Below are 12,305 nucleotides of genomic sequence, written 5' to 3'. Positions count from 1 at the left end.
AAAACGAAAGTGTTTTAATCGCCAATCAAAGTCAATACATTTGGTGTTTTATATTGATACTGGCTATGTCTCATGGGTAGATTCACTATTTTTATCGGTTGGTTCCTAACACCTCAAACTAACTAGGTTGTGTATATGATTGGCAATTAAGGCGTTATACCAATGGTAGTAAAATACAAAAAAGCCCGAGGGTGACCTCGAGCCTTTTAATCGTGAGAGCGCGATTTAAGAGTTTAAACTGGATTCTGCTGTACGAAGTTGAGTCAGGTAAGTGACCCAGCTTTTTGCCTGATCGGATGGTTTCATTTCATAAGACCGTTTCGCGTTCGCAAGAGCATCATCGATACGCTTCAACTTGTAATAAGCACGAGCTTTGATAAGTGCGACATCGGCCGTTCGGCCAGAAACGTTATCGAGTGCAGCTAACGCTTGTTGATAATGACCTTCCTGCACCAACAACTGAGAAAAGTTCCAGTAGTATTGAGAATCAAGTCTTGCCGCGACACGCCAGCTATCTATCGACTTATCCCACTCTTTGGCCATTTGCCAGTACGTCGCTTGCTGAGCTTTCAACTTGCTGTCTGAGTCAATCTCACGCAGTTCGTTTAGGACCATTGCTGCTCGTTCTGGAATGCCACGATTGGCATAAAGTTGAGCCAACAGTTTCAAATCATCCTGGCTAAGTTTTACTCCCTGTAGCTTAGCAAGCGCTAAAGAGTCTAAAGCCCGTTTATTATCATCAACGCGTAGATGTAAAGCGACTAATTGACGCCACCATTCCACGCGTACCGGATCGATAGCAATCAAACGCTTAATTGTACCGATCGCGGGTTTCCACTTCTTAAGTTCCAGTTCTGCAGAAAGCTTTATCGAAAGTGGCCCTGTCTTGTCCGGCTGGCCGAACTGCTCGTAACGACCCATCGCTGAAATGACTTTGCTCCACTCACTGAGCTGATAATGCGATTGTGCGATACGCAACCAAACATCATGGGCTTTCTGCTCTTTAGGCACCGCCTTACTCAATGCGTAATAGTGCGGTAACGCTTTGGAAAACTGTTGTTCGTTAAGCAGCATATCAGCCAGCATCTTACGGGTTTGCCAAGCCTGTTCATCTTGTAGCAGACCACTGTTAACCGCATACTGAAGTTGTTTAATCGCTGGCTTAACTTGCTGGTTTTGCCAATAGAAAATACCCAACATACGAGCGACAAAAGCCTGATCATAGCCACGAGAAAGATCTAATCCTTCTAACGTCGAAATCGCTTCTTTGAGGTTATCCTCCTGCGCCATGTTATGCGCCCTCTGGACACGGGTCGCGGTATATTGACTCAACTCGTTTGCGGTAGTCGTAAAAGCACCTAAGCTTAAGACGGCACCAATCAGTAATTTCTTCATCATTTGGTTAACTTGAACTCCAATCTTACCGTTTGGCCAAACTGCTCAATTGACACACCATTTTCAACTTTTGGCTGATATTTCCACTTCTTAAGTGCACGTATCGCCTCTCGCTCAAACATGCGGCTTGGCTCAGCTTCAACCACTTCAATGTCTTTCGGCCGACCTGTCTCATCAATAGTGAAGCGCATCACAACATAACCTTCGGCTTTTCGCTTGAGCGCTTTACTTGGATAGCGCGGCTCAACACGGTACAAAGGTAATGCCTGTTGATTGCCCATACTGCCCTTTAGATTTGGAGCACTAATCGCAATACCATCTAATGCCGTATTTAAGCCCAAAGCACTGGTCGGCGTGACTTGGCTCATCGGCTCTACTTGCGTGTTCGCTTGAGACAAATCCATCGGCTCTGGTGCTTTCGGCGGTTCAGGCTGCTCAGGGACCGAGCGTTGACGACGCTGCACATCGGCATCGTTCTCTACCATCACCATATCAAAGCGCACCGCTTCAGAAGCTTTAGGAGCACGTTGATTACCATTGTCTACCATCCAGGCCATAAAGCTAAACAAGCTCACAGAGATCAATATCGACATTGGTAATGCAAGTAACAGCCTTCCCATTAAGGTGTCTCCGCTGCCAATGCAATGTTCTTAACACCAGCGCCTTTCGCTGCATCCATCACTTTTACCACAGTGCCATTATACGCATGTTCATCCGCCTGAATGACCAGCGATGCATCCGGTTGATCAAGCAGCAAATGCTCGATAGACGCTTCTACACGCTCGATATCGACCAAACGCTTGTCAATATACACATCGTTTGCTGCCGTTACCGCGATGAAAATACCGGCGTCCTTCTGGCTCACCACGTTTGAAGCTTGCGGGCGATTAACTTCCACCCCAGACTCACGAACAAATGAGCTGGTAACAATAAAGAAAATCAACATGATGAACACGATATCAAGCATGGAGGTTAAATCGACTTGAGCTTCATCTTGTTGATTAGGTCTGCGTCCGAGTCTCACTTCTGACTCCTTAAAGATTGTTCTAATTGGATGGCTCTGCGCTCACACACTTTGCTTAATCGTGCATGAATAAACATCCCCGCCAACGCCGCTACCATTCCTGCCATGGTAGGTAAGGTCGCCAGTGAGATGCCTGAAGCCATCAATTTCGGATTGCTGCTGCCTTGTGAAGCCATGACATCAAATACCGTAATCATGCCTGTCACTGTACCTAGTAAGCCAAGCATTGGGCAAATTGCCACGAGCAGCTTGATTGTCGACAGGTTCTGGCGCAATTCAATCTGTGCCTTTGCAATCCATCCTTCGCGGATTTGATGCGCGTACCAAGAGTGATGTTCTGACCTTGCCAACCACTGGTCACGAAGCGATGCCTTTACCTTAGGAAAAACCGTTGTCAGGTAAATCACCCGCTCCATGACCAATAGCCAGCAAACCGCAACGACGGCAGCCAGCCACCATAAGATCTGACCACCCTGCTGCATAAAGCTCATCAGGGTTGTGGCCCAATCTTCGCTGATCAAACCCAATGTGTTGAGTAAGATCTGCTCCATTACGCTGCATTCTCCGCGACTGTGTTCACTTTATTGATGCCGTGCGGCATATCGCGCTCAGCCTGTTCTGCGACTAAGCCAATGCCTTGCTTTTCAAGAATATTGCGAATGTTTTCCGCTTGAGAGCTCAATACATTGTGAGCCAGAAGCAGCGGCATTGCGGCAACCAAACCAAGTACAGTCGTTACAAGCGCCATTGAAATACCGCCAGCCATGACTTTTGGATCGCCGTTACCGAATTGCGTGATCACCTGGAAGGTTTCAATCATACCGGTTACCGTTCCGAGTAGACCTAGCATCGGAGCCAGCGCCGCCAGAAGTTTCAGCATCGACAAGCCTTTTTCCAGATGTGTCTGCTCATCTACAACTGCTTCAAGAAGACGCAATTCCAATGCTTCCACACTGCGGTGTTTGTCTTTCTGGTACACCGCAAGCACACGACCCAATGGGTTATCTTGTGGCTGTGTTGGGTTCTTCAGTTGCTGTGCGATCTTCTGACGAGCAATCATCAGTGATACGCCACGAACAAGTGCGATAATCAGACCAATAGCAAGTAAGCCAAGGATGATCTTACCCACAACACCACCGGCACTAAGGCGATCTTGCAGTGTTGGCGAGTTCGCAAGTTGCTCTAACAGGATACCGCGTGACGGATCAATAACGATGCTGTCTAGGTCACCTGAAGCGAGTGTGCTTGCCGTTGGGCCATTTTCAGGCTGGTTAAGATAGTTAACCGCATCACCGCGTTCACCGTTCCACTTCACATAGCCATTGTCATCCAGTAACGCCATTGCACCAAGGCGAGTTCCTGTGATGGTCTGCTCACGGCCTTCACCGTCCAGCAGAGTGAACGATACGTTCGCCAGTTCGCCACTCGCCTTCACTTGCTCTTCCATACTGCGCCACATTGCCTGAAGCTGTGTCAGTGTCGGAAGAGAGGTCGCAGCAACGATAGCCTCGATGTCTTTCTGGTAGGTGTTGCGGTCAACACCCGTTACGGAGTTTTTAAGTTCAGATTCCAGCTCTTTTGCATTCTGACGTACAACGCCGAATAGCTCACCAAGGCTGCCTGTCTCTAAACGCAGTTTCTCTTCAAGTTGTGCCAACTCAGCTTCATTTTCACTGAACGTCGCACTCAGAGCGTCCGCTTCGGCTTGTAAAGATGCACGCTCTGCCGCCAATTGATTTTTAATTGACTGTAGCTCTTGTTCTGTTTGTTTAAATCCGGCTTCACGCGTTACGTTATGTGATTGCTGTTGACGATTTTCCTGCTGTGCTTTTTGCAACAAAGTATCGCTGGCAAACGTGGTGTAAGGCATCAATGTAGCGCTTGACATTAATGCAACCGATAACCATTTTTTGATCATTTATTTGCCCTCCGCAGCGGTAAGCGACACAGGCAGAGTTAACATGCTTGGTGCAATTTGCTTATTTGCCATTGCAAACGCTTTGTCCAATTCAGTTTTCTGTTCAGAACCCAGCGGCTGCCAGGCTTTTTGCTGCTCTGACCAGCTCCAAAACGTTTCTCCGGATAAACTACGTGCAATCAAAGAGACTCGGCCTAAATAAAGCACGTCGGCTTCGACTGTTTCGTTCGTAGATAAATCAATCTTGCCTTGGTAAACGCCAAGTCGCGTGCCGTAATCCATCTCAATTTGGTACGCTTCCAGAATTCGGCGAAACTTCTCTGCATCCGCAACATCAGCACGAGTCATCATCGAATCAAGCTTCGCAATACGCTCTTCGCGCTGTACTTTACGAATCGGTTTATCGTTCGCCACGATCTCTTTTAACCCGTCCAGCATGTGATACATCAATGGCACCACACCTTGACGAGTGTGCGCAATTTGCTCGATTTGACCCTGCAAATTGTCTACTTCTTGATTTTGGCTATTCACAAGACTGGTCAGGTGATCGCGATAAATCTTTAAGTTGCTGACTTCTTCTTGCAACTGTTCGATTTCTGCCTCTAGCGTCAACGCCTTTTCAGCACTGGTATCAATGCGTTTTTGACTGACCGCAGATGCTTGATTGGTTTTACTTTGCACTGCTTGTGCATCGCTGAGATTTTCCGCGTGAACGGGAATCAAAACTGATGAAATCAACAGAGCGATACTTGATTTGATTAGATTCATACGAGTTAAAATGCTCTTTCCTAAAAACGACCAAGGGGAAGCATACCCTTCCCCTTTGTAAATCAGATGGTTACCTGCATGTAAGCAGGGTTGACGCTATCGATGCCATTCAAACGCGGACGTCCAACGTAGATACAAGCTTTGCTCAGGCTTATACAGATATAACACATCAAATTATGTATACCTCATTTGCTACAATGTGCTCATCGAGCGTCTAATGCATCCCACGACTATAAATTCGGCTTGATTGGTATCTGAGCAAGCTTTTTGTTTGCGCTTAGTTATACATCGTTACTCAAGTAACTTTAAGGTCGCATAACAATATGAATGTGATCCCTTTCCGTCATTTTTCAAATGAATATTAGTGATAACCATTACCATTTGCATTATTGTTACATTCTTTCTATTCCCAAGATTTTGTAAAGTACTCTCTTACGCAGTAGATTAAAAACGTGACATATATCACACAAAGCTCTTAAAAACTTACCAGTGAGCATTACCCAATAATGAGACTGCTCAGAAACTGGGATCGTAGCGATTTAGTTTTTGGTTTAAGGTAAACAAAAGCCCACTTTGCAGCAGGCTCTCAGAGGTTAAGTCGTTACTAATCTTTTACTGCTAGAACTGCAAGCCCGTCGATGTCGCAACATTTTTCACTATTGAGCGTAAATTCTCACTGATCGCCCGCAATGTTTTCAACTCATCACCACTAAATGGATGGGTAAGTACAGAGTCAGCACCCTTTTTACCTACTACAGTAGGTAAGCTAAGTACAACATTATTCAGGCCATATTGTCCTTTTATCATTGTCCCTACAGGTAACACTGAGCGCTCGTTGATAATAACGGCCTGAACGATCCGAAACACACTGGCGGCGATACCATGCACCGTATTATTCTTACGGCGAAATATCTCATATCCCGCTTGTTTCACGGCCTCTAGCAACTCATCCGCGTCAATTCGCTTGAGATTGTGCATATCACAGTAATAATCCGCAGGCTGACCTGCGATAGAAATCAAACTCTTCGGCGTAAAGCAATGGCTACCGTGTTCACCTAATACGTAGCCAAAGATATTCTTCGGGTCGAGATCGACACGGTTGGCCACAATACTCATCAAACGTGCGGTATCAATAACACAGCCACTACTGATCACCCGGTTTGCTTCAAAGCCAGTATTGGCCACGATAAAGTGAGTAACAATATCACAGGGGTTACTCACAACGATAAGAATGGCATTGGGTGCAACACGCTCTATGTTGTGTGCGACTTCAACCCCGATATTGGCGTTGATTTCTGCGATATCCAGGCGGGTCTGCCCTTGTTTGATTTGAGCGCCTGCTGTGATGATAACAATATCCGCTTCCAACAAATCCAGATAGTCGTTTGAAGGGACAATATGAGTGTTTTTAGTAAAAGTTAATGCCGCAGTATGGCGGAAATCGAACACCTCCCCTTCGGCTCGTTCCAGGTTTTGATCTAATAGGACCAATTCGCTGAAACTACCCATCGTAAGTAAGTAATTACAAACTCCAACGCCAACAGCACCAGCGCCAATGACACCGATCTTCATTTTTCTCTCCCTGATATTTCTCTCCAAATCACTGCAGGTGCAGGATTCAAACCCGTGCAATCATCAAATCTTTAACTATCACGCTTATACTCTGTTTGTTGTAGCTTATGAGTATTGTTCTGAGCTCACAAGATCAGTCGTTACTTTAAAAATGAGCTGCGATAGAGTAAAAGTCCAACCTATTTATATGATTAGAGTGCACGACGAGACTTTTACTTTTCATTAGCATGCTGAGATGGTTAAAGCTCCAGCCTGGTCAAAAATCACGTACAATCTTGCTCAACCTAACCAAAAAGAACAATCAAATGGATACACTGTTAATTGGTCACCGAGGCGTGGCAGGCTCCTACCCAGAAAACACAAAGATAAGCGTTCTCGCAGCGATAAACCTTGATTTGAAGTGGGTGGAAGTGGATGTACAACCAACAAAAGATAACATCTTGGTTGTTTGCCATGATCACACCGTCAATCGCTGCAGTAATGGGCAGGGTCGAGTTGATGAACTCACTTTGGATGAACTGCGAAGCTTAGATTTTGGTGGTTGGTTTAGTGACGAGTTTACAGGTGAGGCCATCATGACGTTGGAAGAGCTGCTTAAGCTGGCAGCAGAGCACAACCTCAATTTAAATATCGAAGTAAAAGTTGATCGCCATCCTGCAGAACCCGTCGCTGAGTTATTAGCTAAAGTGCTCTCTGAAAGCCCTGTTTGTGCAGAGAGTATTCTACTTTCTAGTTTTAGCCATGATGTGATTAGGGCGCTCTTTAAATACTGCAAAGGCTATCGGCTGGGTGTGCTGAGTGAATTCTTGACGAAAAAAGACCAACTACTGCTAGAAGAAGTCAATGCCTATAGCTGTAACTTAAACATCAACTGGGTACGATCTCGTCAGATAAAAAAGCTGCAACAGAATGGCTATAAAGTGATGTGCTATACCGTTAACAATCCACATAAACTGAAGCACTTACCGCCGTTGGATGGCATCTTTAGTGACTACCCAAGTCGATTTCTAGCTTAGAAGACTGTTTTCGTAGATGCGGGGGTTTAACCTTACCACTCGATGGTAATAGGCGTTCCCCTTTTTACCAATTGGAGAAATTCATCCATCTCTTGATTGGTAATCGCGATACAGCCATTGGTCCAATCAAAGCTTTGAATAAAGTTTGGGTCTTGGGTTTCCCCATTTTTTAAACCATGGATTTTGATGTTGCCACCAGGGTAGACACCACGACGCTGAGCCTCAAGCGTATCTATCGCATCGGGGTAACTGATGTGGACAGAGCGGTAGAAAGAAGAGTCATTGATAACGTAATCCAGCATATAATCACCCTCTGGAGTACGGTTGTCCCCTTCCTCTTGTTTATGACCTTTGGGATTGGCACCCAGAGCGATTCGATACTCCTTAATTACAGCTCCTTGTTCCATCAAGTACATTCGACGCTTCGACTTATCCACTTTAACAAGATCAACAGCACCTTGTGCTTCAAACACAAACGCGCAACATACAAGTAGAGAACACCATTTTACTGACATCGCCAGAACGCCTAACAACAAACCAAGAAGGATAACTAGGAGGAGATATGCTAGTCAGTTGGTAATGACAAAGCAATCTGAATATAACGTTGGGACGTAAAAAATCCTTGTTAATGATATTTTGCTATGACTTAAGACGTAATGCCGATTTAACTACTCATTGTACCCAAGTTGCATTACGTTATTAGAGAACACAAAGATTTCGAGAGATTATTATGATTAACGTTGCTTTTTTTAGCGCCAAATCTTACGACGAAGCCTCATTTAACAATGTCAAAGATCACCAGGATTTAGAGTTTCATTATCACGATTTTCGGCTGACCACCAAGACAGCCAAAATGGCGCACGACTGCGAAGTGGTATGCGCTTTCGTTAATGACGACTTGTCAGAGCCTGTCCTAAAGCAACTGTCTCAGGGCGGCACGAAGCTTATTGCGATGCGCTGTGCTGGTTTTGATAAAGTAGACCAGCAAGCCGCTAAACAATTAGGTATACAAGTGGTACGTGTGCCGGCCTACTCTCCTGAGGCGGTGGCAGAGCACACTGTCGGTTTGATGATGTGTTTGAACCGTCGACTGCACAAAGCCTATCAACGCACCCGGGACGCAAACTTCTCTCTTGAGGGTTTAGTTGGCTTCAACTTTTTTGGCAAAACGGTCGGCGTAATTGGCACAGGAAAAATTGGCATCGCTGCGATGAGAATTTTCAAGGGATTGGGTATGGAGGTTCTTTGCCATGATCCTTACGAAAACCCTCTAGCCATAGAGATGGGCGCACGTTACTGCTCTCTAGAAGATATTTATGCCAATGCCGATATTATTACGTTGCATTGCCCAATGAGTAAAGAGAACTACCATCTACTCAATGCAGAGTCATTTTCGAAAATGAAAGATGGTGTGATGATCATCAATACCAGTCGTGGCGAGCTATTAGATTCAGTTGCAGCAATTGAAGCCCTAAAACAAGGCAGAATTGGTTCATTGGGACTGGATGTATACGACAATGAAAAAGAGCTGTTCTTCCAGGATAAATCGAATGACATCATTGTCGACGATGTTTTTCGTCGCCTCTCTGCTTGCCACAACGTTCTGTTCACTGGACATCAGGCATTCCTGACCCACGAAGCGTTAAATAACATTGCCGCCGTCACGCTCAGCAATATTGAAGCGTTTTTCTCCGGACAAACTTCCGGCAATGAATTAATCAACTGATGGAGCGGATCGAGTAGTACGGGATTTGATTTCAGCTATGCTATACTCCTCGACCATTTAAAATTAGAGTCTTACTACCATGAGCATAAAAACTGATATTCAAAAGCTGCACAACCGCGTAGAGAACTGCCAGCGTAAACTCGATGCAGCACGTTCTCGTGGTGATCACGAAATGATTTCTAAGTTTACTGACGAAGTCGAGCAATTAAGCAAAAAACTTAATCAGCTTAAGCACAAACAGAATTACGAACTGAATAAAGAGCGTAAGAGCTTGCTGGATATGCCATTTTCTCGTGAAATTACCAAAGAAGAGCAGGCAGACATTGGCAAACTCAAGAAGCGCGTGCGCGGACTTGTTATCGTTCACCCGATGACCAAGCTTGGTAAAGAGCTACGTCTGGATGCGATGACAGGTTTTGCACCAAAAGAGTTTTAATCTGCGCTATTACACGGTTTCATTTCAAGCCCAAGTTAATACTTGGGCTTTTTTAGCTTTGTTATTCTGCTGTTTCTGATACAACAATCGAACAGGTTTATAAAGACTGCAACCCAACACTCTTCACTTAAGATACCCCTCCCCGCTTTTCAAGGCATGTTTTTATGTGAGCTGCTGGAGCTTGTGTTCTACTAAAGGATCACCAGGAACCAATTGCTGAGCAACTTCTAAAAGTTGTACCGTATCTTGCGGATTGTCATGCTCATGTTTCAGCGCGATGTCGACCAGTGGTTGAATATCAATTTGAGCCTGATGTTCTTTCACGTGTGCTTTCTTTTCGTCAATCAGCACATTATGAGCAGTACTCAGTAGGTTCAAACGATGTTGTGAGCTTGCGTTCGCCTTGTTGAGGCACTGGTAATAATCCTCTTTCAAGCGCAGAGTTTTCGTTTGATGGCGAAACTGGGCAATGTCTATCTGTTGATAGCGGATAAAGTCAGCGGCTACTTGTTTGTAAAAACCAAATTTATTCATATAAGTAGCGTGAGTTCCATGTCCCATGCCGTAAACCCGTAGATGAGTCAGCTCTGGATAGCGCTTAGCATGAAGGCGATCAATATCGTTAGTTGGGTCATAAATGATATAGCCCTGTGCATCGCCTAGATCCAAATCGTGATAGTCACCCTCCCAGTCAAACTGTTGAGCTAATTCTGTACTCGATCTGTCATCCCAAGGCACTAACGCTTGGTTTTTGGTACTGACAGGATGAAACAGTAATACCTGGTCCAGCTGAAGCAATTTGGCAAATGCACCAATAGCGAAGCCACCCCGACTTAGCCCATAGCCTAAACGGCACTCGAAGGGTTCCAATAACGTCGATAACTGCTCAAGAAAGAAAATCAAATTGCGGCTACGAAACCAATTACTTTTCCCGAGGTGCTGAAAAGAGATAACGTTTACTTTCTGTTTCTGGGCCAGTCGGTAGCCCCAAGGCGCAAAATCTGGATGTAAGTCCTGTACTTGTAAATTAGTACCAGCAGGGGAAAAGGTGAACAATAGCGGTTTGTTGCGATCAACAAACTCATACTTAACAAACACGTCGTCAAGTAAGTCCTCCCCGGACATCGGTAGCCTGGTTTTCTGCTCTTCATCAGAAAGAGTCAGCCATTCGTCCAACCAGTACAGTAACTTCATTAATCCTCCATCTAAATTGCGCCTAGCAATTGTATTAAAAATCTAGTTTTTAGTGCGTGATCATTTCCCCTCATAACAGGGGGCTCTGATATCAATCCTCTTTTAAAAACAAAGTCTTGGTTTGCTCATTAAATTGGGCAATATCTATCTGTTGATGGCGAATAAATTCCGTCGCCACCGCGTTAAAAAATTCTAATTTATCCAGCTGTGTGGATTGGGTTCCGTGCCCCATACCAACCACTTTTAGATGCGTCAGCTCCGGGTAACGTTGGGCATGAAGATGATCGATACCATTGGTAGGGTCATAAATAATGTAGCCTTTGGCATCACCCAAATCTCGATCATGATAGCCACTCTCCCAGTCAAACTGTTGAGCTAGCTCGGTGCTCGGTCTGTCGTCCCATGGCACCAGAGTTTTGTTCTTTGTACTGACGGGATAAAACAGCAGGATATGCTGCAGTCCAAGCAACTTGGCAAATGCGCCAATAGCAAAGCCACCTCGGCTTTCGCCATATCCCAAGCGACACTGAAACGGCTCTAGCAGATCGGCCAACTGCTCAAGGAAGAAAATCAAATTGCGACTTCGGAACCAATTACTTTTTCCCAGATGCTGGAAAGCAATAATATTCACTTTTTGTTGTTGAGCTAGGTGGTATCCCCAAGGAGCAAAATTCGGGGTTAAGTCTTGTACCTGAACGTCAGTACCAGAGGGGGAGAAGGTAAACAGTAATGGTTGGTTAGGATCGACTAATTGATACTTAACAAACACATCATCAAGTAGATCGGCTCCTGAAATCGGCAGTGCACTTTTTTGTTCTACACGAGTGAGTGTTTGCCACTCATCTAACCAGTAAAGTAACTTCATCTATCTTCCTTCTCAATAGTGCGGCATTCATGACGAATGCTATCAATATGGAAATAATATGTACGACGGTAAACCAACTGGAATGAAAAATGTAGACGCAGCGCAACCAATGCTCATTTTATGTACAAAATAATTTTCAAGTAAAAAAAAGCCGCTGTAATAACAGCGGCTTAATTTTCAATAGTGGCGGAGAGATAGGGATTTGAACCCTAGATACGCTATTAACGTATGCCGGTTTTCAAGACCGGTGCTTTCAACCACTCAGCCATCTCTCCACAAATTTTTACTAAAAACTTAGTCTTACACTAATGATGCTAACTTTTAGTTTTGTCTTCAGACCGTTCTTTTAGAAAAGATAAATCTGAAAACGATATTTAAAGCCTGGCGATGT

13 protein-coding genes and 1 tRNA gene are annotated in these 12,305 nt (G+C 44.8%); 3 read left to right on the top strand and 11 right to left on the bottom strand.

All coding sequences use genetic code 11. The annotated features are described in order from the left end of the window. Positions 1–225: 225 nt before the first annotated feature. From RXX31_RS12870 to RXX31_RS12840, 7 genes are all read right to left on the bottom strand, one after another. A complete protein-coding gene (locus tag RXX31_RS12870; RefSeq protein ID WP_317589842.1) occupies positions 226–1,398 on the bottom strand; it encodes a tetratricopeptide repeat protein in 1,173 nt (390 codons plus the stop codon). Further along, entirely contained in the window at positions 1,395–2,015 is a 621-nt protein-coding gene (locus RXX31_RS12865; protein ID WP_317589841.1) for an energy transducer TonB, read from the bottom strand. The genes RXX31_RS12870 and RXX31_RS12865 overlap by 4 nt, the downstream gene beginning before the upstream one ends. Next, entirely contained in the window at positions 2,015–2,419 is a 405-nt protein-coding gene (locus RXX31_RS12860) for an ExbD/TolR family protein (protein ID WP_014233526.1), read from the bottom strand. Before RXX31_RS12860 ends, RXX31_RS12865 begins: the two co-directional genes overlap by 1 nt. Beyond that, a complete protein-coding gene (locus RXX31_RS12855; RefSeq protein ID WP_317589840.1) occupies positions 2,416–2,970 on the bottom strand; it encodes a MotA/TolQ/ExbB proton channel family protein in 555 nt (184 codons plus the stop codon). Before RXX31_RS12855 ends, RXX31_RS12860 begins: the two co-directional genes overlap by 4 nt. Continuing rightward, on the bottom strand, positions 2,970–4,337 hold the full coding sequence (locus tag RXX31_RS12850) for a MotA/TolQ/ExbB proton channel family protein (protein WP_317589839.1): 1,368 nt from the start codon (positions 4,335–4,337) through the stop codon (positions 2,970–2,972). The genes RXX31_RS12855 and RXX31_RS12850 overlap by 1 nt, the downstream gene beginning before the upstream one ends. Beyond that, positions 4,338–5,105, bottom strand: a complete 768-nt coding sequence (locus RXX31_RS12845) for a DUF3450 domain-containing protein (RefSeq protein WP_317589838.1) — start codon at positions 5,103–5,105, stop codon at positions 4,338–4,340. A 618-nt stretch (positions 5,106–5,723) separates the two neighbouring features. After that, on the bottom strand, positions 5,724–6,677 hold the full coding sequence (locus RXX31_RS12840) for a lactate/malate family dehydrogenase (protein ID WP_317589836.1): 954 nt from the start codon (positions 6,675–6,677) through the stop codon (positions 5,724–5,726). A 305-nt stretch (positions 6,678–6,982) separates the two neighbouring features. Here RXX31_RS12840 and RXX31_RS12835 point away from each other — a divergent pair, with 305 nt between their 5' ends. Further along, positions 6,983–7,693, top strand: coding sequence for a glycerophosphodiester phosphodiesterase family protein (locus RXX31_RS12835; RefSeq protein WP_317589835.1), 711 nt, complete (start codon positions 6,983–6,985; stop codon positions 7,691–7,693). Positions 7,694–7,725: 32 nt separating this feature from the next. Here the strand turns inward: RXX31_RS12835 and RXX31_RS12830 are convergent, their stop codons facing one another. Continuing rightward, positions 7,726–8,208: a murein L,D-transpeptidase family protein gene (locus RXX31_RS12830; RefSeq protein ID WP_317589833.1), complete on the bottom strand. Its 483-nt coding sequence runs from the start codon at positions 8,206–8,208 to the stop codon at positions 7,726–7,728. 215 nt (positions 8,209–8,423) lie between these two features. Here RXX31_RS12830 and RXX31_RS12825 point away from each other — a divergent pair, with 215 nt between their 5' ends. Then, positions 8,424–9,419, top strand: coding sequence for a 2-hydroxyacid dehydrogenase (locus RXX31_RS12825; protein WP_317589831.1), 996 nt, complete (start codon positions 8,424–8,426; stop codon positions 9,417–9,419). Positions 9,420–9,498: 79 nt separating this feature from the next. Further along, positions 9,499–9,855: a YibL family ribosome-associated protein gene (locus RXX31_RS12820; RefSeq protein ID WP_317589829.1), complete on the top strand. Its 357-nt coding sequence runs from the start codon at positions 9,499–9,501 to the stop codon at positions 9,853–9,855. A 162-nt stretch (positions 9,856–10,017) separates the two neighbouring features. Here the strand turns inward: RXX31_RS12820 and RXX31_RS12815 are convergent, their stop codons facing one another. From RXX31_RS12815 to RXX31_RS12805, 3 genes are all read right to left on the bottom strand, one after another. Then, positions 10,018–11,049, bottom strand: a complete 1,032-nt coding sequence (locus RXX31_RS12815) for a cytosolic protein (RefSeq protein WP_317589828.1) — start codon at positions 11,047–11,049, stop codon at positions 10,018–10,020. Positions 11,050–11,140: 91 nt separating this feature from the next. Further along, the gene (locus RXX31_RS12810) at positions 11,141–11,914 is read right to left on the bottom strand and encodes a cytosolic protein (protein ID WP_317589827.1); all 774 of its coding nucleotides are present in this window, start codon (positions 11,912–11,914) and stop codon (positions 11,141–11,143) included. 184 nt (positions 11,915–12,098) lie between these two features. Continuing rightward, positions 12,099–12,189, bottom strand: a tRNA-Ser gene (locus RXX31_RS12805). Positions 12,190–12,305: the final 116 nt, after the last annotated feature.

It is taken from the genome of Vibrio sp. EA2 (assembly GCF_033042495.1).
Taxonomy (GTDB): domain Bacteria; phylum Pseudomonadota; class Gammaproteobacteria; order Enterobacterales; family Vibrionaceae; genus Vibrio.
The sequence above is the reverse complement of the archived record's forward strand: the minus strand, read 5'-3'. Positions and strand labels throughout refer to the sequence as shown.